We start from the raw sequence: 22,834 nt of genomic DNA on the forward strand, positions 1-22,834 counted from the left end.
TGACAGGGGTGGTGATGGACACGTGTGGGGGCACAGGGACTCAATAGGCTGTGAACTGACCTTCCGCCCCCACGACTTGGAGCTTTCGTGCACCGCAGAATCATCGCGCCGGGCGCACTCGCTGCGGCTTCCCTGTTGCTGGCGATCCCGGCATCGGCCGCGACCTACTCCCCTGGCGCGCCGGGCATCGGCGACCCCTATTACCCGGACTACGGCAACGGCGGATACGACGTCTCGCACTACGACCTGCGGCTGAAGTACCAGCCCGCCACGGACGAGCTGGAGGGCACCGCGACGCTGCTGGCCCGCACGACGCAGGACCTGTCGCGATTCAATCTGGACTTCCTCTTGGACGTCGCCGAGGTCCGCGTCAATGGCGCGAAGGCATCCTTCACCTCTTCGGGTGAGCACGAGCTGGAGATCACGCCGAAGACGCCGCTGGCCAAGGGCACGGACGTCACCGTCGTGGTGCGCTACAGCGGGGTGCCGTCGTCGAAGCAGGCGTACGGCTTCACGAGCTGGCACCGCACACCGGACGGCGGGGTCGCCGCGAACGAGCCCGAGGCGGCCTGGTGGTGGTTCCCGAGCAACGACCACCCGCTCGACAAGGCCACCTACGACGTGTCGGTGCTGGTCCCGGACGGTTCGCAGGCCATCTCCAACGGCACGCTCCAGTCGACGAGTTCCCGTCTCGGGTGGACCCGCTACAACTGGCGGTCCAACAAACCGCAGGCGACGTATCTGGCCACGCTCGCGGTCGGGAAGTTCGACGTCACCACCGGGACGACCGAGAGCGGCATCCCGGTCGTGAACGCCTACAGCAAGGACCTGGGCGACAACTACGGCGCGGCGCGGGCGAGCATCGAGCGGACCGGGGAGATCGCCGACTGGCTGACCGAGTACTTCGGGCCGTACCCCTTCAACGCGCTCGGCGGGTACGTGCCGAACACGACCACCGGATACGCACTGGAGACGCAGACCCGGCCGTACTACAGCCCGCGGCAGTTCGCCAATGGGACGAACACCTCCGTGGTCGTGCACGAGCTGGCCCACCAGTGGTACGGCGACCTCGTGTCCGTCTCCCAGTGGAAGGACATCTGGGTCAACGAGGGCTTCGCGCGGTACGCGCAGTGGCTGTGGTCCGAGCACGAGGGTGAGGGCACGGCCCAGGAGCTCGCCGACTACACGTATGCCTCGCACCCGGCCGACGACCCGTTCTGGACGGTCAGGCCCGGCGACCCGGGCCCGGAGAACCAGTTCGACATCGCGGTCTACGACCGGGGCGCGCTGGCCCTGCAGGCGCTGCGCAACGAGATCGGCGACGAGGCGTTCTTCACCATCCTGAAGGGCTGGCCCAAGAAGTACGCATACGGCAACGCGTCGGTCGCCGACTTCCGGAAGTACGCCGAGGCGGTCTCCGGGCAGCAGTTGGGCGCGTTGTTCGACACGTGGCTGTTCCAGGCGTCGAAGCCGGCGGCTCCCGCGGCGGCCGGGGCGTCCATCGCCCGGACGTCGGCCGCGCCGCAGCATCCGAAGTCGTGGAAGAAGATCGCGGAGACGAACACCGTGCACGAGCACGAGCACGAGGACGGGCACGGGCACGGGCACTGAGCCCGGTCGGCGTGCGGCCCGGGGCGCGTGCCTCGGGCCCACGGCAGGAATCCGGACGCCGGGCCGGCGACCGCAGCCTGGGGCTGTCGAGCCCTGCCGGACTACCGCGCCGCTTCTGCCTCCGCGGCTGCCGCCGCGGTCAGGAGCGCCTCGTGGGACAGGGCGGCGGTCTCCGTGGACGGCACCGTGCAGGCGTACGCCCCGGCCACCGCGCCGAGCCGGGCGCATCGCCGTGGGGGCTCGCCGCTGAGGTGGCCGTGGAGGAAGGCGGCCGCGAAGGCGTCGCCGGCGCCGTTGGAGTCCACCACCGGCGCGGGCGGCGTGACGGCCGGTATGTGGGTCAGCTCGCCGTCGGACAGCAGGAACGCGCCCTCCGCCCCGGCCGTGGCGACGACCACCTCGGCGCGGCCGTGCCCGGCGATGCGGCGCATGGTCGTCTCGGGGTCGGGCAGGGCGGCCGCGGAGAGGAAGACGAGGTCCGCGCCGTACGCGAACGGCTCGTGGTAGGGGTTGGCGCCGTCCCAGTTGTGCAGGTCGGTGGAGATGCTGACGCCGGCCGCGCGGAGCACGGGCAGGGCGGGGGCGCAGGGGTGAGTGATGGAGACGTGGGCGTGCCGGCTCGCGGTGGCCAGGCCCCGCAGGGTGTCCTCCGGGAACCGGTCGTCCGGGTGTGCGCGGCTGGTGTCGTACAGGGACAGCCGCCGCCCGTCCGGGCCGACCAGGTTGACCGCGCGCTTGGTGCCGGCGGGCTGCGGGATCGCGGTGAGGGCGATGCCGTGGTCGCGGTGCAACGCTCGGACCCGTTCGCCCTCGGGGTCGTCGCCCAGAAAGTCCAGGTGGTGGGTGCGCAGACCGAGGGCGGCGAGGGCCAGCGCGACGAAGTCCCCGGTCTGCCCGGCCCGGGTACGGATCCCGCTGTCGATCATGTAGCTGTCGGCGTACGGGAGGGGCAGCTCGGGGACGTACACGATCGTGTCCACGCCTGCGCCCCCGAGCACCAGCACGTCGATGTCACAGCTCATGTCGCCCCTTCCCCGTGGTCGTACACCGTCACGGCGACGCCCCGCCTCACCAGCCGCTCGGTGATCAGCGGCTCGACGCGGGACCACTTGCCGCCGGCCAGGCCGCAGCCTATCCGGGGCATGTGCACGGAGGCCTTGCGGGCGAGGGCCTCGTCGGCCAGCCGGGTCAGCGCCGCGTCGATGGCCTCGTAGCGGACGGGGACGCCCTTGCTGCCCGTCCGGATGCCCCGCTGGCCGATCATGTTCGCCACCCACACGTACGGCTCGACCTGCACGAGTTGGAGCGCGCCCAGCCCGAAGTCGTTCGACGCGCGCTCGCGGTGCCAGGCGCGGTAGGACTCCTCGGGCTGTGGCCAGCGGCGCGACAGCGCCACGACGAAGCCCTTCCCCCATCCCCCGATGTCGTTGCAGACGTGGGCGATCACCTTGACGCCCTTCACCGACGGCACGGTGGCGTCACCCCGGACATACCTGATCTCCGACATGACGCCATAGTGGGCGATGCCACTGACATCGATGCTGATACTCAGGTTCCGGTGGTCGTGACCTGCTACTTCGTGAGGTCGGAGAGTTCCTGGTCGGCAGTCTCGGTGACCCTGCGGCGCACTGCGAACCAGCCGCCGACGAGCGCGACGGCGATCACCGGGACGAGGAGGAGTGTCTTGCGGCCGACCTCGGGGTCGTTCCACATCAGAGCGAGCACGGCGACCAGGAAGGCGATCGTGGTGATCTCCGTGACCGGGCTGCCGGGGAGGCGGAAGGAGGGCCGGGCGACCAGGCCCTCCTTGGCGCGGCGCACGAAGACCAGGTGACAGATCATGATGATCACCCAGGTGCTGACGACGCCGAGCGAGGCGATGTTCAGCACGATCTCGAAGGCCTGGTCCGGCACGAGGAAGTTCAGGCCGACGCCCAGCACGCACACCGCGCAGGTGAGCAGGATGCCGCCGTAGGGGACCTGGCTGCGGTTCATACGGGCGGTGAACCTCGGGGCCGAGCCCGCCATGGCCATGGAGCGCAGGATGCGGCCGGTGGAGTACAGGCCGGAGTTCAGGGAGGACATCGCGGCCGTGAGGACGACCAGGTTCATCACGTCGCCGGCCGCCGGGACGCCGATCTTCGACAGGACCGTCACGAAGGGGCTCTGGCCGGCCGAGTAGACCGAGCCGGGCAGCAGCAGGGCGAGCAGGACGACCGAGCCGACGTAGAACAGACCGACGCGCCACATGATCGAGTTCACCGCGCGCGGGACGACCTTCTCCGGCTCCGCGGTCTCACCCGCGGCGACGCCGACGAGCTCCAGCGCGGCGTACGCGAAGATCACGCCCTGCATGACGAGGACTACGGGCATCACACCGTGCGGGAAGACACCGCCGTTGTCGGCGACCAGTTGCGGGCCCGGCGTACCGCCGCCCACCTCGTGCTGGGTGGCCAGCAGGAAGATGCCGACGAGCATGAAGCCGACGAGCGTGGCGACCTTGATGATCGCGAACCAGAACTCCATCTCACCGAAGTACTTCACCGAGATCAGGTTGACTGCGAGCACCACGGCGAGCGCGATCAGGGCGAGCACCCACTGGGGGATGCTCGTGAACATGCTCCAGTAGTGCGTGTAGAGCGCGATCGCGGTGATGTCGGCGATGCCGGTCGTCGACCAGTTCAGGAAGTACATCCAGCCGGCGACGTACGCGCCCTTCTCGCCGAGGAACTCGCGCGCGTACGACACGAAGGAGCCGGAGGACGGGCGGTAGAGGACCAGCTCGCCGAGGGCCCGCACGACGAAGAAGGCGAAGACCCCGCAGACGAGGTAGGCCAGCGCGAGCGCCGGGCCCGCGTCGTGCAGGCGGCCGCCGGCGCCGAGGAAGAGGCCGGTGCCGATCGCGCCGCCGATGGCGATCATGTTGACGTGGCGGTGCTTGAGGTCCTTGCTGTAGCCGGCGTCGCCCGCGTCCGCGGGCGTTGCGGCCGCCCGGGATTGGGTGGCGACTTGTGCCGATTGCGCGGCGTCCTTGCTGCTCACGGGTTGGTACCACTCTCTGGTGCGCCCCGAGCGGGGTCTCCCTCGGGTATCCGTACGTGACTCGGCCCGTACCACCCTGTAGGCGGCACGGACCGAGGCTGCGTCTTCCCGAAGGCACCCGTCACATGCGGTAATTCACGTCACATGGCGCTACTCCTCACACGGCCCTCACTCAGCGGGCGTCCGTGAACGTCTCGCCGTTCTCCGCCTTCTGCAGCAGCAGGGCGGGCGGGGTGAACCGGTCGCCGTAGCGTTCGGCGAGCTCACGCGCGCGCGCCACGAATCCGGGCAGGCCCCCCTCGTAGCCGTTGACGTACTGCAGGACGCCGCCGGTCCAGCCGGGGAAGCCGATGCCGAAGATCGAGCCGATGTTGGCGTCGGCCACGGACGTCAGGACGCCCTCTTCCAGGAGCCTGACGGTGTCGAGCGCCTCGGAGAAGAGCATGCGTTCCTGCATGTCCTCGAAGGGGATCTCCGCGCCCTCACGCGTGAAGTGCTCCCGCAGGCCCGGCCACAGCCCGGACCGCTTTCCGTCCTCGCCGTACTCGTAGAAGCCGGCGCCGCCGCTGCGGCCGGTGCGGCCGAACTCGTCGACCATGCGGTCGATGACGGCCTCGGCGGGGTGCGTCTGCCAGGTGCCGCCCGCCTCCTCGACGGCGCGCTGGGATTCGTTGCGGATCTTCCGCGGGAGGGTGAGCGTCAGCTCGTCCATCAGGGAGAGCACCTTGGCCGGGTAGCCCGCCTGGGCCGCCGCCTGTTCCACCGACGCGGGCTCGATGCCCTCGCCGACCATGGCCACGCCCTCGTTGATGAAGTGCCCGATGACGCGTGAGGTGAAGAAGCCGCGCGAGTCGTTGACGACGATCGGCGTCTTCTTGATCTGCCGGACCAGGTCGAAGGCGCGCGCGAGCGCCTCCTCGCCGGTGCGTTCGCCCTTGATGATCTCCACGAGCGGCATCTTGTCGACGGGCGAGAAGAAGTGCAGCCCGACGAAGTCGGCCTGGCGCTCCACGCCTTCTGCGAGGGCGGTGATGGGCAGGGTGGAGGTGTTGGAGCACAGCAGTGCGTCGGGCTCGACGACGTGCTGGATCTCCTGGAACACCTTGTGCTTGAGCGTCGAGTCCTCGAAGACGGCCTCGATGACGGCGTCGCAGCCCGCGAGGTCGGCCGCCTCGGCGGTGGGGGTGATGCGGGCGAGCAGCGCGTCCGCCTTCTCCTGGGTCGTACGGCCCTTGGCGACGGCCTTGGCGGACAGCTTCTCCGAGTAGCCCTTGCCCTTGACTGCGGCTTCCAGGGACACGTCCTTCAGGACGACGTCGATGCCCGCGCGGGCGCACGAGTAGGCGATGCCCGCGCCCATCATCCCGGCGCCGAGGACGGCGACCCTGCGGACCTGGCGCGGCTCGACGTCCTTCGGGCGGTTGGCGCCGGAGTTGACGGCCTGGAGGTCGAAGAAGAACGCCTGGATCATGTTCTTCGAGGTCCGGCCCGCGGCCAGCTCCACGAAGTAGCGGCCCTCGATGGCCTGGGCCGTGTCGAAGTCGACCTGGGCGCCCTCGACGGCGGCCGCGAGGATGTTGCGCGGGGCCGGGTAGGGGGCGCCGTTCGTCTGCTTGCGCAGGGTCGCCGGGAAGGCGGGCAGGTTCGCCGCGAACTTGGGGTTGGCCGGGGTGCCGCCCGGGATGCGGTAGCCGGGCCGGTCCCAGGGCTGCTGCGACTCGGGGTGGGCGTCGATGAAGGCGCGGGCCCTGGCCAGCAGCTCCTCCGGGGTGTCCACCACCTCGTCGACCAGACCGTTGTCCAGGGCGCGCCGGGGGCTGTACTGGGTGCCCTGGATGAGCACCTTCAGCAGCGCGTCGGCGATGCCGAGGAGGCGTACGGTGCGCACGACGCCGCCGGCCCCGGGCAGCAGGCCGAGGGTGACCTCGGGGCAGCCGATCTTGGAGCCGGGTGCGTCCAGGGCCACCCGGTGGTGGCAGGTGAGGGCGAGTTCGAAGCCGCCGCCCAGGGCCGCGCCGTTGATCGCGGCGACGACCGGCTTGCCGAGGGTCTCGATGCGGCGCAGGTCGCGCTTGACCTCCATGCCGCCTTCGAACAGCTCCTGCGCCGTCTCGGGCGTGACCCGGATCAGCTCGCGCAGGTCGCCGCCCGCGAAGAAGGTCTTCTTGGCGGAGGTGAGGATGACGCCGCGGATCGAGTCCTGCTCGGCCTCCAGGCGGTCCGCGATCACGGCGAGCGACGCGCGGAACGCCTGGTTCATGGTGTTCGCGGACTGGCCGGGGTCGTCGAGGACGAGGGTGACGACGCCGGTGTCGTCCTGTTCCCAGCGAATGGTGGTGCTCTCGGTCATGACAGGGTCTCCGTAGAAGTCTCTGGGGTCCGGATTCCGCCGGGGATTCAGATGCGCTCGACGATCGTCGCGATGCCCATGCCGCCGCCCACGCACAGCGTGGCGAGGCCGTACCGCTTGTCCTGGCGCTCCAGTTCGTCGACGAGCGTGCCGAGGATCATGGCGCCGGTCGCGCCGAGCGGGTGGCCGAGGGCGATGGCGCCGCCGTTGACGTTGACCTTGTCCAGGGACAGGCCCATGTCCTTCACGAAGCGCAGCACGACCGCCGCGAACGCCTCGTTGATCTCGACGAGGTCGATGTCGTCGATGGTCAGGCCCGCCTTGGCGAGCGCCTTGCGGGTGGCGGGGGCGGGGCCGGTGAGCATGATGGTGGGCTCGGATCCGGAGACCGCGGCGGAGACGATCCGCGCGCGCGGGCGCAGGCCGCCTCGCTCGCCGACCTCCTTGGAGCCGATCGCGACCAGGGAGGCGCCGTCGACGATGCCGGAGGAGTTGCCGGCGTGGTGGACGTGGTCGATCTTCTCCACCCAGTGGTACTTCTCCAGGGCCACTGCGTCGAAGCCGCCCAGGTCGCCGATGTCGGCGAACGACGGCTTCAGCTTGGCGAGCGAGTCGGCGGTGGTGCCGGGGCGCAGGTGCTCGTCGTGGTCGAGGACGACGAGGCCGTTGCGGTCCCTGACCGGGACGACGGACCGGTCGAAGCGGCCCTCCTTCCAGGCCGTGGCCGCCCGCTCCTGCGAGAGGGCCGCGTACTCGTCGACGTCCCGCCGGGAGAAGCCCTCGATGGTGGCGATCAGGTCGGCGCCGATGCCCTGGGGCACGAAGTTGACGGCGATGTTGGTCATGGGGTCGTTGAACCAGGCGCCGCCGTCCGAGGCCATCGGCACCCGGGACATCGACTCGACGCCGCCCGCGAGGACGAGGTCCTCCCAGCCCGAACGGACCTTGGCGGCGGCCATGTTGACGGCCTCCAGACCCGAGGCACAGAAGCGGTTCTCCTGGACGCCGGCCACGGTGTCCGGCAGTCCGGCCGCGACGGCGGCGATCCTCGCGATGTCGGAGCCTTGGTCGCCGACGGGGCCGACGACGCCGAGCACGATGTCGTCGACGGCCGCCGGGTCCAGGTCGGGGAAGCGGTCGCGCAGCTCGTGGATGAGGCCGACGACCAGGTCGATGGGCTTCGTGCCGTGCAGGGCGCCGGCTGCCTTGCCGCGTCCGCGCGGGGTGCGGATCGCGTCGTACACGTACGCTTCGGTGCTCACTGGTAAGCCTTTCGAGGAGGGTGGGCCGAGCGGTCGGCCGGGGTCAGTCGCCGTCTGTCGCGAGGGCGGCGCCGGCCGCCGGGGCGTCGTCCGTTGTGGCCGGGGCGTCGCCGCCCGGCAGGTCGTCCGTGACGAGCCGGGGTATCCCCCAGTCGCGTGCCACGGCCTCCGTGTCGGCGCCGGGCCGGGCGGGGCCGGAGCGGACGGTGACCGGGGTGGCGGAGAAGCGGGGGGCGGGGGCGGGCTGGGTGATGCCGCCGTGGTCGGTGAAGGTGCCGCGGGCGGCGAGGTGCGGGTGGTGCGGGGCCTCGCGCAGCGACAGGACGGGCGCCACGCATGCGTCGGAGCCCTTGAAGACGGCGGTCCACTCGTCCCGCGTGCGGGTGCGGAAGCGGGCGGAGATCGCCGCGCGCAGTTCGCCCCAACGGGTGATGTCCTTGCGTGCCCGCGCGTGGTCCGGGAGGCCGAGGAGGTCAAGGAACTCCGCGTAGAACTGGGGCTCCAGCGCGCCGACCGCCATGTACGCGCCGTCGGCGGTCTCGTAGGTGCCGTAGTACGGGCAGCCGCCGTCGAGGAGGTTGGCGCCCCGGCGGTCCTGCCAGCCGCCGGCGGCGAGCATGCCGTAAATCATCGTGGCGAGGTGGGAGGCGCCGTCGACGATGGCGGCGTCGACGACCTGGCCGGTGCCGGTGGCGCGGGCGTGGTGCAGGGCGGCGAGGACACCGACGACGAGGTACAGGGAGCCGCCCGCGTAGTCGCCGAGCAGGTTGGCGGGGACGGCCGGGGGCCCGTCGGGGGCGCCGATCATGCCGAGGGTGCCGGTGAGGGCGAGGTAGGCGATGTCGTGCCCCGCGCGCTGGGCGAGGGGGCCCTCCTGGCCCCAGCCGGTCATCCGGCCGTAGACCAGCCGGGGGTTGCGGGCGTGGCAGTCCTCGGGGCCGACGCCGAGGCGCTCGGCGACACCGGGGCGGTAGCCCTCGACCAGCACGTCGGCGCGTTCGGCCAGGTCGAGGACGCGAGCGGGGCCGTCGGCGGACTTGAGGTCGACGACCACGGAACGCTTGTTGCGATTGGTGACGTCGAACTCGGGATCGATCGCGAGGACGGCGCCGCCCGGGCGGTCCACGCGGACGACATCCGCACCGAGGTCGGCGAGGAGCATGGCGGCGAAGGGAGCGGGCCCGATGCCGGCCAGCTCGACCACGCGCACACCGGCGAGCGGACCGTGCCCCGGCGTCATTGCCGTCGGCGTCATTGCCGTCGTCATCCAGCCCCCTGCTGCGACACGAGCGATTGACCACCAGCGATGCTAAGAACGCGTTCCACCCGGCACAAGAGCTGGGCGAGCAAGCGCTTAGCCACCGTACCCCGGACCGAGCGGATCGGCAGGCCGGGCGACGGGTCCCGCACTCCTCACGCTAGCCTCAGCCACCGACAACGGCGCGGAGCGCACGACCGAGGGGTGTCATGAGCAGGCTAAACAGGGCGGATCTCCCCACGGATCGCCCCACACATCGTCGGTACGACATCGTGCTCTTCGGGGCCACCGGCTTCGTCGGGGAACTCACCGCGGAGTACCTCGCGGCACACGCACCCGAGGGGCTGCGCTGGGCGATCGCGGGCCGCAGCGAGGAGAAGCTGGAGCGGTTGCGCGAGCGGCTGCCCGGCGGCGCGGGCATCGGGCTGCTGCGGGCGGACGTGTCCGACCCGGGGTCCCTGCGGGCACTCGCCGAGCACGCGCGCGTGGTGGCCACGACCGTGGGGCCGTACGTCCAGTACGGCGAGGCCCTCGTCGCCGCCTGCGCCGACAGCGGCACCGACTATCTCGACCTCACCGGTGAGCCGGAGTTCGTGGACCTGACGTATGTGCGCCATGACGCACGCGCGCGTGAGACCGGTGCGCGGCTGGTGCACGCGTGCGGGTTCGACTCCATCCCCCACGACCTTGGCGCGTACTTCACCGTCCGGCAGCTGCCGGAGGGGGTTGCGCTGACCGTGGACGGTTTCGTGACCGCCGACGCGACCTTCTCGGGCGGCACGTTCGCCTCCGCGCTGGGCCAGTTCGCGCGCGGGCGGCAGATGGTGGCGGCCGCGCGGGACCGCGGACGGCACGAGCCGCGCCTGGTGGGCCGCCGGGCGACGGCACCGACGAGCGCGCCCCGGTTCGCCCCGGAGGTCGGCGCGTGGGCGCTGCCGCTGCCGACGATCGATCCGCAGATCGTGCGCCGCTCGGCGAAGGCGCTCGAACGCTACGGGCCCGACTTCCGCTACCGCCACTACGCGGCCGTACCGAGCCTGCCCGTCGCGGTGGGCGGTGTCGCGGCCGTCGGGGCGCTCTTCGCGGCCGCCCAAGTGGCACCCGCCCGGCGCTGGTTGTCCGACCGGCTCAAGCCCGGCGAGGGGCCGAGTCCCGAGAAGCGGGCGAAGAGCTGGTTCTCCGTGCGGTTCGTGGGCGAGGGCGGCGGCCGCCGCGTGTTCACGGAGGTCTCGGGCGGCGACCCCGGCTACGACGAGACGGCGAAGATGTTCGCCGAGTCCGCGCTCGCGCTGGCCCTCGACGACCTGCCGCCGACGGCCGGGCAGGTCACCACCGCGGTGGCGATGGGCGACGCCCTCACCGAGCGGCTGCGCCGGGCGGGTATCCGCTTCCGTGTCGCCGCCGTCCGCTGACCGTCCCTGCCTGCCCTGAGGGGTCCTTGCAGCCTGCCCGCCCGGGTCACGCGGCCTGATCGGGCGCCATAGTGCAAGGACCCCTACATGGGCCACGCCACCAAGGTGTAGATCATCCCGCCGATCCAACCGAGCCCCGCCAGCACGGCCACAACCAGCGCGGCGGTCACGGCACGCTCGACGGGCCGGTTGGGGTCGGCCAGGGGCTTCGGAGCACGGTGCGTCGTCATGCGGCCCAGCCTGCCGATCACGGGGAGGCGGGCACATCCGTACGGATACTCAGACGACGTACTCAGAGCACGTACTCAGAGGACCGGCGCGGCGGCCGACGGCCAGTCCCCCAGCGCGGCCTCGATGCGGTCCCGCACGGATGGGTCGTGCGCGGCCGTGGCGAGATGGACGGCCAGCGGGCCGACCTGCCACCCCGCGTGGTGGTCGAAGAACGGCGGCGGGCCTGCCGCGTTGTGGGCGAGCTTGGCCACCAGTTCCGCGAGCCGGAGGAGCAGTCGCTCCTCCTCCGCGGGCTGCTCGTCCACGGGGAGCCCGCTCCTGCGGATCAGGTCGAACACCTCGCGCCCCCGGCTCCAGGCGTCCCGGTCGGCCGCCAGTCGCAGCGCGGCATCGATCTCCGGCGTCCGGCCCGGGCCCGCCGCGGCCGCTTCGAGCACGCGGGCCGCCCAGAACACGGGGGCGGCCTGACGCTCGAAGAGGGAGCGTCCCCAGCTCGAGGTGGGGTCCGCGGTGGCTCGGTCGGCCAGGGGACCTCGCGTGCGCGTGGCCTCCCGCAGAGCCCGTCGGCACAGTGCGTCCGCCCTGCGCGTCGTCTCGGGCAGGCGGTACTCGGGGGTCAGGGCGAGGGTGTGGGCGCAGGCGTTGGCGAGGTTCACGCGGTGCCCCACGGAGACGAACACCGGCTTGACGCCGTCCCGGGTGCGCAGGGCTCGGCCGACCTCCTCGTCGGCCGCCATCAGCGGGGACGACGATCCGCGCCGGGTGCCGGGGTCGTCGTACGTGAAGGTGAAGGGGTTCTTGGCGACGCCGATCGTGGCGAGGCCGGTGAGGACGCCGAGGTGGGTGGCGAGGCCGAAGCGCCGGGGGTGGGCGAGGCCGTAGCCGTCGCAGACGACCAGGCCGGGTGGGCAGGGCAGGGCGTCGAGGGCGGCCAGGACGGTGGGGAGTTCACGGAAGGCGAGCAGACCGGGCACGTACGGGAAGGAGATCCGGCCCACCGCGGTCGCCTCGGCCACGACGGCGAGGTTCGCTGCGTCCAGGACCACGGCCGCGGCCGCCACCACGTCCCGCTCGTCGTCGTAGGCGACGTCGACTCCGGTCACATGGCCCGTCCCGGGCTGCGGCCCCGGCTCGTCGAGCACCATCCTCGCCCGCAGCTCGTCCTGGACGGCGCGGGCCTCCTCCTCGGTCGCGGGCCAGCCCGCGGGCACACCTACGGTCGTCATCGTGGTGCCGAGCCTACGGGCTCCGGCGGTACGCTCGCGATCATGTTCGTACTGGAGCTGACCTACACCGCCCCGCTCGATGCCGTCGACGCCGTGCTGGAGGCGCACGTGGCGTGGCTCGACGAGCAGTACGAGAAGGGTTACTTCCTCGCCTCCGGGCGCAAGAACCCGCGCGACGGCGGGGTGATCCTCGCCGTCGCCGAGGACCGCACCCGGATCGAGGAGGTCGCCGCGGGCGACCCGTTCGTCACCGCGGGAGTGTGCGCGTACCGCATCACGGAGTTCACCGCCACGAAGACGGCGCCCGAGCTGGAGCGGTACCGCGAGACCCTTGGCTGAGGCGCGGCCCGCGCCCCCGGGTCAGCCCTTGTTGCCCAGCGCGCGCTGGAGCTGCTGCTTGTTCATGTCCGAACGGCCGTGGATGTTGCGCCGCTTGGCCTCCTCGTAGAGCTGGTCGTAGGTGGGCCCCTGGGAGCCCTGGCCGGACCGCTGCCCGCCACGCTTGCCGGACGACATGTCCTGGGTGGAAGTGCGGCTGGCGGTCTTCGACTCACCGGATCGGGCGCGTTCCTTGTTCACCGTCCGCGCGGCGATCTCCTCGGCGCGCCCGGTGCTCTCACCCCGGTCCTGCGCGCTCTCCTTGATGTGCTCGTACTGGCGTTCCCGCTTCGAGCTGGAACCGCGTGGCATGCCCGTTCACTCCTCTCGACGCCTCTCCTCGTGCTCGGTGAACGGGTACCCCGTTGTGGGCGAATGTGGCACTCCGGTTCGCGTTCGGCGCTCGCCGGATCCGGCCGGAGTCAGTTCTCCAGGCGCGCCACGCGCCCCTTCTCCCCCGCCGCCCAGCACCCCAGGTCCGCCGTGCAGTCCACCGTGTCGTACGAGCCCGTGTCGACCGTCCGCCAGGTGCGGCCGGCGTCCGTCGTGAGGTCCGTGCCGGTGGGGCCGACCGCGAGCGCGGCGGTGCGGCTGTGCGGGAGCCAGGCGACGCCGGAGCGGTAGGCGGGCGGGGGCGTGGCGGCGGTCCGCCAGGTGCGGCCGCCGTCCCCGGTCGTGGCCGCCGCCCGCGGGGAGGGCTGGTCGGCACGGTAGTCGCCGCCGACGGCGAGGCCGTGAGCGCGGTCGCGGAAGGCGAGCGCGAAGACACCGCGGGCCGGGTCGCCCGCCGGGATCGGCGTGTCGGTGGCCGTCCAGTTCAGGCCGCGGTCGGCCGAGTGCAGCACGCGCGCGTGGGCACCGCCGCCGGTGGCCAGCCAGACGTCCCTCGCGCCGGAGATGACCAGGCACTGACCGCTCGCCGCGAACCCCGCCTCGCCGTCCAGCGCGGCCGGCATCCCGTCGTTCGGCAGCACCTTCCAGGAGCGGCCGCCGTCGCTCGTCGACAGGATGCGGAACTTTCCGTCGACCGGGTCGCTCATCGCCAGGCCGTGACGGCGGTCGAAGAAGGTGAGGCAGTCGTAGAAGGCGCGCGCGTCGGTGTTGCGGAAGGACTCGGTCCAGGTCGCCCCGCCGTCGTCGGTACGGTAGACGCGGGACGCCTCGCCCTCACCGATGGCCAGCACCACGGCACGCCGCGCGTCGAACGCCTCGACGTCCCGGAACTGCAACTCGGAAGCGCCGGGCGGTGAGACGTTCCGCCAGCTCTTCCCGCCGTCCGTGGTGCGCAGCACGGTGCCCTGCGTTCCGGCCACCCAGGCGGTCTCCCGGCCGACGGCCGCCAGCCCGCGGAACCGCACGTCGGGGGTTCCGCTGTCCTTGAGCTCCCAGTGCGGCGCCCGCTGCCCGGGCGCCTGCGCCTGCGCAGGGCCGGCGGTCAGGGCGGCCAGCGCCGCCCCGCAGGCGACTGCCGCGGCCACCGCCCGGCCCGTACGTCGCGCCCCTCGTCCCGTCCGTGCCGCCGGTCTCGTGCGTCGCGTGTTCCCCAAGCGCCTCATGGCGGGCGAAGCTAGCCCACCACCCCGGTGCCGTCCAGACGACCCCGCCCGGGCCGTCCCGAGGTGTCCCCGATCGCCCCAAGTGCCCTTTCCTGAACGGGAGGAGAGCTGCGCCACTCCTGTGAATGAACGCGGTGACCGAGGTCACTCGACTTCCTGTACACGGATTGGCCGATTCCGTCGTCTCTTCCAGTGCCCGGCCTCATCCGCCCGGAAGGTCTGTCCAGCCGCCATCAAGGGAGCAAGGCGTTGTCCACCGTCATCGAGCAGCCCGTAGAGGCCCGCCTCGTCGCCGCCGCGCCGCGGATGCCGAGCATTCCCGCCACCCTGCACTACGACCGCCGTGACCCGTTCGCCGTCCGCATGACCTTCCCCGCCCCGGCCACCCTGGAGGGCGTGGAGGTCTGCTGGACGTTCGCCCGCGACCTGCTCGCCGCCGGCCTGCACGACGCCGAGGGCCACGGCGACGTCCGCGTCCGGCCGTACGGGTACGACCGCACGGTCCTGGAGTTCCACGCCCCCGAGGGCACCGCCATCGTCCATGTCCGCTCGGGCGAGATCCGCCGGTTCCTGGAAGCCACGGGCGAGCTGGTGCCGGCCGGCCTGGAACACCTCCAGCTCGACCTGGACCACGACCTGGCGGAGCTGATGCGGGACGCCTGAGACGGGTCGGCGAGCCAGGGGGGTCTAACGCGCCTGGCCGAGCAGTGTGTTCAGCTCGCCGTAGTCGAACCCGCCGGTCAGCGTTTCGTACGTCCCCGCCTCCAGCAGCTCCCGCGCGGCGCGGCGGACGAGTGCGTGGGCCGCCTGGGTGATGCCCGATCCGGCGCTCACGCGCGCGACGCCGAGCCCGGCCAGTTCGGCGACGGGGAGTGCGCCGGGGCCGATCATGACGTTCAGCGGTCCGTCGACGCCGTCCACGAGGAGCTTGACGGTCTCCCGGTCGACGGCTCCGGGGACGAAGATCCCGTCGGCGCCCGCGGCGCGGAAGGCAGCGGCCCGCTCCAGGGTGAGGTCCACTCCCCCGACGCCCGTCAGGAGGGTGTCGATGCGCGCGTTGACGAACAGCGGCACGCCCTCGGCGTCGGCGGCCTCGCGGGCGGCGCCGATCCTCTCGGCCTGCTCGGCGACCGCCCGCAGCGGCCCCTCCCCGTCCTCGTACAGCGCGTCCTCGATGTTGATCCCGGCGGCGCCCGCGTCGAGCACCGCGCGGACGGTGTCGGCGACGCCCGCCGGGTCCGGCGCGTAGCCGCCCTCGATGTCCGCGCTCACCGGCACGCGCACCGCGGCGGTGATGGCCGCGACGGCCGCCACGGCCCGGTCGCGCTCCAGCCGGTCGCCGTCCGCCGCCCCCAGCGCCCAGGCGATCCCGGCGCTCGTAGTGGCCACGGCGGGCGCCCCCGCGTCCTCGACGATGCGGGCACTCGCGGTGTCCCAGGCGTTCGGCAGCACCAGCGGCCGCCCCGGGACGTGCAGGGCGCGGAAGGCGAGGGCACGGTCGCGGAGAGGGTTCTCGTTCGTCATGCGAATGACTCAAGCACCCGGCCGGGGTGGGGAGCTGGCGGAAATCCGACGTCAGTGTGAGGGCCCCTCGAGCGGCCCCGGCTAATTCCGTTGACAGCCCCTCAGACCCCTCCTACGGTGTACAACGGTTCTGTTGCCGTCGATTGGAGAAGGACGTTGCTCGTCTGAGGTCCTGAGACACCGCGTCACACCCGTGAGGTGTGGACGCCGCGTGCGACCTCGGCATTCGAGCCGTCCCTGACGGAGCAGGGCTTTTCTCATGCCCTGTGGCTCCTTCGGCCTTCGGCCTTCGTGCCGGCGTTCCCGGTCGCCCGCCCCGGTGTCTCGACACGCGTTGCTCCCCGACCGCATCCAGCAACCGCGAGGCCCGTATGCATACCTCCATCGCCTGTACGTCCCTCTCCTTCACCTGGCCCGACGGCACCCCAGTCTTCGAGGACCTCGACGTCTCCTTCGCCCCCGGCAGGACCGGTCTTGTCGGCGTCAACGGCTCCGGAAAGTCCACCCTGCTGAAGCTGATCGCCGGCGAACTCGGCCCCTCCGACGGCACCGTCCGCGTAGCGGGCGAGGTCGGCTACCTCCCGCAGAACGTCACGCTCGACACCGCGCTGCGCGTGGACGAGGCGCTCGGCATCGCCGCCCAGCGGGCCGCACTGCACGCCATCGAGGCGGGCGACGTGGCCGAGGCCCACTTCGAGACCCTCGGCGACGACTGGGACGTGGAAGAGCGCGCCCTGGCCACGCTGGGCGAACTCGGGCTCGGGCACATCGAGTTGGACCGCACGATCGGCGAGGTGTCGGGCGGCGAGTCCGTCCTGCTCCGCCTCGCGGCGCTGCTGCTGCGCCGGCCGGACGTCCTGCTGCTCGACGAGCCCACCAACAACCTCGACCTGTACGCGCGCAGGCGGCTGTACGCGGCAGTGTCGTCCTGGCCGGGTGTGATGGTCGTGGTCAGCCACGACCGCGAACTCCTCGACCTGGTCGACCAGATCGCCGACCTGCGCTCGGGCGAGATCACCTGGTACGGCGGCACCTTCTCCGCCTACGAGGAGGCGCTCGCCACCGAGCAGGAGGCGGCCGAGCGCATGGTGCGCGTCGCCGAGGCCGACTTCCGCAAACAGAAGCGCGAACTGGTCGACGCCCAGGTCAAGCTGGCCCGCCGCAAGCGGTACGGGCAGAAGATGTTCGACCAGAAGCGCGAGCCGAAGATCGTCATGGGCGCACGCAAGCGCGCGGCGCAGGAGTCCGCGGGCAAGCACCGCATCATGCACGAGGAGAAGCTCACCGAGGCCAGGGAACGGCTCGACGAGGCGGTGGACGCCGTACGGGACGACGACGAGATCCGCGTCGACCTGCCGTACACGGCCGTACCGCCGGGCCGTACCGTCCTCACCCTCCTGGACCTGGAGCTCGCGTACGGCGCCCGTGTGGCCGGGGGTCTCGATCTGCGCGGTCCGGAGCGGGTCGCGCTGATCGGGCGCAACGGCGCCGGCAAGACGACGCTGCTGCGCACGATCGCCGGGGAGCTGCCGCCGGTGTCGGGCGAGGCGCGGGCGCACGTCCCGCTCAGGTTCCTGCCGCAGCGGCTGGACGTCCTCGACGAGGAGCTGACCGTCGCCGAGAACGTGGCCCGGTTCGCGCCGGGCGCCACCAACAACCGGGTCCGGGCGCGGCTGGCCCGGTTCCTGTTCCGGGGCGCCCGGGCCGACCAGCGGGCGGCGACGCTGTCCGGCGGTGAACGCTTCCGGGCGGCGCTGGCCGCGCTGATGCTGGCGGAGCCCGCGCCGCAGCTGCTGATGCTGGACGAGCCGACGAACAACCTCGACATGGCGAGCGTGCGGCAGCTCACCACGGCCCTGGAGTCGTACGAGGGCGCACTGATCGTGGCCAGCCACGACCTGCCCTTCCTGGAGTCGATCGGCATCACCCGCTGGCTGCTCCTGGACGGCGAACTCACGCACACCACACCGGAGGCGATCGGCCAGGCAGGCCTGTCGGACTTCTGACGGCGGGGCGAGGCGCGGGCAGGCCCGTCGGACGCCTGACGGCGGGGCGGGGCGCAAGCAGGCCCGTCCGGCTTCTGAGGGCGCGGCGGGGCGCAAGCAGGCCCGTCGGACTTCTGACGGCGCGGCGGGGCGCAAGCAGGCCGGGCCGTCGGCCTCCCGACAGCCCGGCCGGCTCAGCCCCGGCAGACCGGCCGGTGGCCCCCTGGACCGTCTCAGGAGGGCCACAGGCCGGTGCGCGGGGTTTCGTGGGTGCGGACCGGCGCTGCATGATGGCCAGTCGGTGCCGCATCACGGGCACCGACACCCTCAGCCGATTCGGAGACCTGGACGTGCCCAGCAAGAAGGCCCTCATCCGCCGCCCCAGCCCACGCCTCGCCGAAGGCCTGGTGACGCACATCGAGCGGGAGAAGGCCGACGCCGGGCTCGCCCTGGAGCAGTGGGAGGCCTACGCGGAGACGCTGCGCGCGCACGGCTGGGAGACGATCGAGGTGGACCCGGCCGACGACTGCCCCGACTCCGTGTTCGTCGAGGACACGGTCGTCATGTACAAGAACGTCGCCCTGATAGCGCGGCCCGGCGCCGAGTCCCGGCGCGAGGAGACGGCCGGGGTCGAGGAGGCCGTCGCCCGGCTGGGCTGCTCGGTGAACTGGATCTGGGATCCGGGCACGCTGGACGGCGGCGACGTGCTCAAGGTCGGCGACACGATCTACGTGGGCCGGGGCGGCCGTACCAACGCGGCCGGGGTCCAGCAGCTGCGCGCCGCCTTCGAACCGCTGGGCGCGAGGGTCGTCGCGGTGCCGGTGAGCAAGGTGCTGCATCTGAAGTCGGCGGTCACCGCGCTGCCCGACGGGACAGTGATCGGGCACATCCCGAAGGTCGACCGGCCCGCGCTGTTCCCGCGGTTCCTGTCGGTGCCCGAGGAGGCCGGCGGCCACGTCGTGCTGCTCGGCGGCGACAAGCTGCTCATGGCGGCGAGCGCGCCGAAGACGGCCGGACTGCTCACAGACCTCGGGTTCGAGCCGGTCGTGGTCGACATCAGCGAGTTCGAGAAGCTCGAGGGCTGTGTGACATGCCTCTCGGTACGACTGCGGGAGCTGTACGCCTGACCGGGTGAACACCTCACCGTTTCAGCCATGGGACCTGCGGGTCCCGGAGCTGTTTTCATCCTCACGCCGCGTCGCGGGTGACCTGCGGCACACCTGCTGATCAGCGCTCTTTACGACGCCCTTAACCTACGGCTTCGTAACCTACGGGTTCGTAGCCTACGATCCCGTAAGTTGCCGCGCCCCCGGCCGGTTCGTTCCGCTTTGCTAGACCGTCCCTCTGGAGTACCACGTGACGATCACCACCCCTCACCTTGGCAGCCCCGCCGTCTGGACCGACGCCAAACTGCTGTACGCGCTGGAGGAAGTGGTCGAGACGGAACTCAACCGGCATCTGAAGGTCACCAAGGACTGGATGCCGCACGAGTACGTGCCGTGGAGCGATGCGCGCAACTTCCCCGGCTTCTTCGAGGACGGCGAGGCCTGGGACAAGGAGCAGTCCAAGGTTACCGAGATCGGCCGCATCGCCCTCATCGTGAACCTGCTCACCGAGGACAACCTCCCCAGCTACCACCACGAGATCGCCTCCCTCTTCGGCCGTGACGGCGCCTGGGGCACCTGGGTGCACCGCTGGACCGCGGAGGAGGGCCGGCACGGCATCGTGATGCGTGACTACCTGCTCGCCTCGCGCGCGGTGGACCCGGACAAGCTGGAGCAGTTCCGCATGTCCCACATGAGCGAGGGCTTCGAGTCGGACAACCGGCACTCGATGCTGCACTCGATCGCCTACGTCTCCTTCCAGGAGCTGGCGACCCGTATCTCGCACCGCAACACCGGCCACCAGTCCGGCGACCCGGTCTGCGACCGCATGCTGGCGCGCATCGCGACCGACGAGAACCTGCACATGGTGTTCTACCGGAACCTGCTGAAGGCCGCCTTCGAGCTCGCCCCCGACCTCACGATGCAGGCGGTGCGCGACGTCGTCGTGAACTTCCGCATGCCCGGCCACGGCATTCCCGGCTTCGAGCGGGCCGCCGCGCAGATGGCCATCGGCGAGGTCTACAACATGCGCATCCACCACGACGACGTGCTCCAGCCCGTCCTGCGGTTCCTGAAGGTCCTGGAGATCGACGGCCTGGGCCCCGAGGGACTTCAGGCGCAGGAGGAGCTCGGCCTGTTCATGGGCGGGCTGAACGCCGAGGCGCTGAAGTTCGACGAGAAGCTGGCCGCGCGCAAGGCCCGGATGGCGGCCCGCGCCGGCGCGTGACCGCCGCGTTCACGGCGCTCGGGCGGCCGGGGAGCCTCGGTTCAGCGTGACGTGCGTCGGAGTTGCAGGCGTTCCTTCTCGGACAGGCCGCCCCAGACGCCGAAGCGCTCGTCGTTGGCCAGGGCGTACTCGAGGCAGGCGGGGCGGATCTCGCACATACCGCAGATGAGCTTCGCCTCGCGCACCGAGCTGCCCGGCTCGGGAAAGAAGAAGTCCGCCCCGGTCTGCGCGCACAGGGCCTCGGCCTGCCAGGCGGGGGCGGTCGGGGTGATCGTGTCGATGTGCATGGGCGAAATCGTGCCGGGCGGCGAAAAACGTTCGATCAACGCGGGATCAACGCGGGATCAATGCGATCGTCGCGGGGGCCCGGCAGCCGCTCGATGATGCCCCGCCGTGCGGGCCGGCGCACGGCGGCGCGCGGGGACGGTCCCGAACGCCGAGAAACCCGCCGGTGACGGAGGACGCCTCCGGCGCGGGGCCGCGCTCCGGCGGCGATTGTCAGTGGGCGGTGCGAGACTCGGCAGTGCTGCGGGATTCGGCAGTGCAGAGAACGGGACCCTTCCGAGGAGGGCGAAGATGCTCACCACCCGTTTCGTCAACGGCGCCCCGAACTGGACCGACGTCGGCACCTCCGACATCGAGGGCGCGACCGCCTTCTACAACGCCCTCTTCGGCTGGCAGTTCCAGTCGGCGGGGCCCGAGGCCGGCGGCTACGGCTTCTTCCAGCTGGACGGGAAGACCGCGGCGGGCGGCATGCAGACCACCGCGGAGCAGGGCCCGCCGTCCTGGACGGTGTACTTCCAGACACCGGACGCGGAAGCCACCGCCAAGGCCGCCGAGCAGGCCCACGGCGGGGTGCTGATGCCGCCGATGGACGTGATGGGCCAAGGCACCATGGCGGTCCTCGCCGACCAGGCGGGCGTGCCCTTCGGCATCTGGCAGCCGGCGCAGACCAAGGGCGTGGACGTGGCGGGCGCCCCCGGCTCCCTGTGCTGGGTGGAGCTGTACACGCCGGACATCGCGGCCGCGGCCGCCTTCTACAACGCCGTGCTGGGCCTGGAGACCTCCGCCGTCCCCTTCCCCGGCGGCACCTACACCTGCCTGAACCCCGCCGGTGCCGGGGAGGACGCCATGTTCGGCGGCGTCGTCCCCCTGGCGGACGACCCCACGGAGGCGGCCTCCGACCCGTACTGGCTGCCGTACTTCGAGGTCACCGACACGGACGTGGTCGTGGGCAAGGCACAGTCCTTGGGCGGCGCGGTCCGCATGCCCGCCACGGACGTGGAGGGCGTCGGCCGCCTCGCCAAGCTCGCCGACCCGTACGGCGCCCGCTTCGCGGTGATCAAGAGCGCGCCGCAGCAGGGCTGAACGGCGGCGGTGCGCCCGGCGGCGGCCGGGGCAGCGAGTGCGCGTGCCCGCCTCGAGAGGGGCAACGGGCCCGCGGGCCCATGACCTTGTCGCGGCTACGCCGAGGCGCGGCGTACCAGGGTCGTCGGCAGGACCACGCCCGTCGGCATGCCGGCCGTGGCCTCGTCCGGGCTCGCCGCGTCAGCATTCGCGGGGCCCGCGTCAGAAGCCGCCGGGCCCATGTCCGTGTCCGTCACGTCCGCACCGGCCGCGGTCCCGTCTGCCGCACCCGCGTCCGCCGTGTCCCCGCCCCCGCCCTCGCCGCCTCCGCTGAGTCGGCGCAGCAGCAGGTGCGCCATCAGGCGGCCCGCCTCCTCGATGTCCTGGCGGATGGTGGTCAGGGGCGGGTCGGTCTGTTCGGCCACGGCGAGCATGTCGTCGAAGCCGATCACTGCCACGTCGTCGGGCACGCGGCGCCCGTGCTCGCGCAGGACGCGCAGGGCGCCCGCGGCGGTGAGGTCGTTGGCGGCGAACACGGCGTCCAGGTCGGGGCGACGGTCGAGGAGTTCACGCATCGCGCGCTCGCCACCGGCGGGAGTGAAGTCGCCCTCGGCGACGAGCCGCGGGTCGGCGTCGGGCAGGACGTCCCGGTAGCCGTCGAGCCGGTCCACCGCGGACGTCTGGTCGAGCGCCCCGGTGATGTGCGCGACGCGCCCGCGGCCGAGGCCGAGGAGGTGGCGCACGGCCTCACGGGCGCCGCCACGGTTGTCGCTGTCGACGTACGTCACCCCGCCGCGGCCGTCGCCCCAGCCGGGCCGGCCGCCGAACACGGTCGGGACGCCCGCGCCCTGGATCAGTCCGGGCAGCGGGTCGTCGAGGTGCAGCGAGAAGACCAGGGCCCCGTCGACGTGGCCCCCGGCGAGATAGCGGCCGACCCGGGCGTGATCGTCGCGGCCCTCCGTCAGCAGCAGCACGAGTTGGCTGTCGTGGGCCGTCAACTCCTTGCTGATGCCGCGCAGTTGCAGCGCGAAGAAGGGGTCGGCGAAGACCCGGGTCTCCGGTTCGGCGATGACGACGGCGACGGCGTCGTGCCGCCTCGTGACCAGGCTGCGGGCGGCCTGGTTGGGGACGTACCCGAGTTCCTCCACCGCCCGCCGGACCCGCTGGACGAGAGGTTCCCTGACCCCGTCCCCACCGTTGACCACCCGGGACACGGTGGCCCGCGACACCCCCGCCAGCGCGGCCACGGCCTCCAGGGTGGGTCGCGGCGCTGTGTCGGTCACTTCGGGGCTCCTCATGGGTGGGTGCGGATCAGGATAAC

Annotated in this window: 20 protein-coding genes and 1 pseudogene; 8 read left to right on the plus strand and 13 right to left on the minus strand. The window is 72.1% G+C overall.

The features are described 5' to 3' along the window. The first annotated feature begins 87 nt into the window (after positions 1-87). A complete protein-coding gene (locus ACFYWX_RS26865; protein WP_389426662.1) occupies positions 88-1,611 on the plus strand; it encodes a M1 family metallopeptidase in 1,524 nt (507 codons plus the stop codon). A gap of 101 nt (positions 1,612-1,712) precedes the next feature. Here the strand turns inward: ACFYWX_RS26865 and ACFYWX_RS26870 are convergent, their stop codons facing one another. From ACFYWX_RS26870 to ACFYWX_RS26895, 6 genes are all read right to left on the minus strand, one after another. Next, positions 1,713-2,633 carry a PfkB family carbohydrate kinase gene (locus ACFYWX_RS26870; RefSeq protein ID WP_389426663.1) on the minus strand — a complete coding sequence of 307 codons (921 nt, stop codon included), beginning with the start codon at positions 2,631-2,633 and terminating at the stop codon, positions 1,713-1,715. Next, positions 2,630-3,118, minus strand: a complete 489-nt coding sequence (locus ACFYWX_RS26875; RefSeq protein WP_389426664.1) for a macro domain-containing protein — start codon at positions 3,116-3,118, stop codon at positions 2,630-2,632. The genes ACFYWX_RS26870 and ACFYWX_RS26875 overlap by 4 nt, the downstream gene beginning before the upstream one ends. Positions 3,119-3,183: 65 nt before the next feature. Then, a complete protein-coding gene (locus tag ACFYWX_RS26880; RefSeq protein WP_389426665.1) occupies positions 3,184-4,653 on the minus strand; it encodes an amino acid permease in 1,470 nt (489 codons plus the stop codon). A 172-nt stretch (positions 4,654-4,825) separates the two neighbouring features. Next, positions 4,826-7,003 carry a 3-hydroxyacyl-CoA dehydrogenase NAD-binding domain-containing protein gene (locus tag ACFYWX_RS26885; protein WP_389426666.1) on the minus strand — a complete coding sequence of 726 codons (2,178 nt, stop codon included), beginning with the start codon at positions 7,001-7,003 and terminating at the stop codon, positions 4,826-4,828. A 47-nt stretch (positions 7,004-7,050) separates the two neighbouring features. Continuing rightward, on the minus strand, positions 7,051-8,265 hold the full coding sequence (locus tag ACFYWX_RS26890; RefSeq protein ID WP_389426667.1) for an acetyl-CoA C-acetyltransferase: 1,215 nt from the start codon (positions 8,263-8,265) through the stop codon (positions 7,051-7,053). Positions 8,266-8,308: 43 nt separating this feature from the next. Next, positions 8,309-9,532: a CaiB/BaiF CoA transferase family protein gene (locus ACFYWX_RS26895; protein WP_389426668.1), complete on the minus strand. Its 1,224-nt coding sequence runs from the start codon at positions 9,530-9,532 to the stop codon at positions 8,309-8,311. Between the two features lie 200 nt (positions 9,533-9,732). Here ACFYWX_RS26895 and ACFYWX_RS26900 point away from each other — a divergent pair, with 200 nt between their 5' ends. Further along, on the plus strand, positions 9,733-10,935 hold the full coding sequence (locus tag ACFYWX_RS26900; protein WP_389426669.1) for a saccharopine dehydrogenase family protein: 1,203 nt from the start codon (positions 9,733-9,735) through the stop codon (positions 10,933-10,935). A gap of 83 nt (positions 10,936-11,018) precedes the next feature. Here ACFYWX_RS26900 and mmpA read toward each other — a convergent pair whose 3' ends face one another. Further along, positions 11,019-11,165, minus strand: a complete 147-nt coding sequence (mmpA, locus tag ACFYWX_RS26905) for a morphogenic membrane protein MmpA (protein ID WP_389426670.1) — start codon at positions 11,163-11,165, stop codon at positions 11,019-11,021. A 543-nt stretch (positions 11,166-11,708) separates the two neighbouring features. Further along, positions 11,709-12,392: pseudogene (locus tag ACFYWX_RS26910) on the minus strand (endonuclease V); the annotation flags it as partial. Between the two features lie 42 nt (positions 12,393-12,434). On the opposite strand from ACFYWX_RS26910, the gene ACFYWX_RS26915 reads away from it, so the two are divergent. Then, positions 12,435-12,731, plus strand: a complete 297-nt coding sequence (locus tag ACFYWX_RS26915; RefSeq protein WP_389426671.1) for a YciI family protein — start codon at positions 12,435-12,437, stop codon at positions 12,729-12,731. A 21-nt stretch (positions 12,732-12,752) separates the two neighbouring features. Here the strand turns inward: ACFYWX_RS26915 and ACFYWX_RS26920 are convergent, their stop codons facing one another. Further along, entirely contained in the window at positions 12,753-13,082 is a 330-nt protein-coding gene (locus ACFYWX_RS26920; protein ID WP_389426672.1) for a plasmid stabilization protein, read from the minus strand. A gap of 110 nt (positions 13,083-13,192) precedes the next feature. After that, entirely contained in the window at positions 13,193-14,248 is a 1,056-nt protein-coding gene (locus ACFYWX_RS26925) for a WD40/YVTN/BNR-like repeat-containing protein (protein ID WP_389426673.1), read from the minus strand. 327 nt (positions 14,249-14,575) lie between these two features. Here ACFYWX_RS26925 and ACFYWX_RS26930 point away from each other — a divergent pair, with 327 nt between their 5' ends. Then, positions 14,576-14,989: an SsgA family sporulation/cell division regulator gene (locus ACFYWX_RS26930; protein ID WP_389426674.1), complete on the plus strand. Its 414-nt coding sequence runs from the start codon at positions 14,576-14,578 to the stop codon at positions 14,987-14,989. 24 nt (positions 14,990-15,013) lie between these two features. On the opposite strand, the gene ACFYWX_RS26935 is transcribed toward ACFYWX_RS26930, so the two are convergent. Further along, complete coding sequence (locus ACFYWX_RS26935; protein ID WP_389426675.1) at positions 15,014-15,850, minus strand: isocitrate lyase/phosphoenolpyruvate mutase family protein; 837 nt, start codon at positions 15,848-15,850, stop codon at positions 15,014-15,016. Between the two features lie 371 nt (positions 15,851-16,221). Here ACFYWX_RS26935 and ACFYWX_RS26940 point away from each other — a divergent pair, with 371 nt between their 5' ends. From ACFYWX_RS26940 to ACFYWX_RS26950, 3 genes are all read left to right on the plus strand, one after another. Then, positions 16,222-17,856 (plus strand): ABC-F family ATP-binding cassette domain-containing protein, encoded by a 1,635-nt coding sequence (locus tag ACFYWX_RS26940; protein ID WP_389426676.1) that lies wholly within the window; start codon positions 16,222-16,224, stop codon positions 17,854-17,856. A 329-nt stretch (positions 17,857-18,185) separates the two neighbouring features. Then, positions 18,186-18,962: a dimethylargininase gene (gene ddaH / locus ACFYWX_RS26945; protein ID WP_389426677.1), complete on the plus strand. Its 777-nt coding sequence runs from the start codon at positions 18,186-18,188 to the stop codon at positions 18,960-18,962. A 229-nt stretch (positions 18,963-19,191) separates the two neighbouring features. Then, positions 19,192-20,166, plus strand: a complete 975-nt coding sequence (locus tag ACFYWX_RS26950; protein ID WP_389426678.1) for an acyl-ACP desaturase — start codon at positions 19,192-19,194, stop codon at positions 20,164-20,166. A 41-nt stretch (positions 20,167-20,207) separates the two neighbouring features. Here ACFYWX_RS26950 and ACFYWX_RS26955 read toward each other — a convergent pair whose 3' ends face one another. Continuing rightward, positions 20,208-20,453 carry a WhiB family transcriptional regulator gene (locus ACFYWX_RS26955; protein WP_389426679.1) on the minus strand — a complete coding sequence of 82 codons (246 nt, stop codon included), beginning with the start codon at positions 20,451-20,453 and terminating at the stop codon, positions 20,208-20,210. 289 nt (positions 20,454-20,742) lie between these two features. On the opposite strand from ACFYWX_RS26955, the gene ACFYWX_RS26960 reads away from it, so the two are divergent. Next, a complete protein-coding gene (locus tag ACFYWX_RS26960) occupies positions 20,743-21,534 on the plus strand; it encodes a VOC family protein (RefSeq protein ID WP_389426680.1) in 792 nt (263 codons plus the stop codon). Positions 21,535-21,629: 95 nt separating this feature from the next. On the opposite strand, the gene ACFYWX_RS26965 is transcribed toward ACFYWX_RS26960, so the two are convergent. Beyond that, complete coding sequence (locus ACFYWX_RS26965) at positions 21,630-22,796, minus strand: LacI family DNA-binding transcriptional regulator (protein ID WP_389426681.1); 1,167 nt, start codon at positions 22,794-22,796, stop codon at positions 21,630-21,632. Positions 22,797-22,834: the final 38 nt, after the last annotated feature.

The organism is Streptomyces sp. NPDC002888 (assembly GCF_042888465.1).
GTDB lineage: Bacteria > Actinomycetota > Actinomycetes > Streptomycetales > Streptomycetaceae > Streptomyces.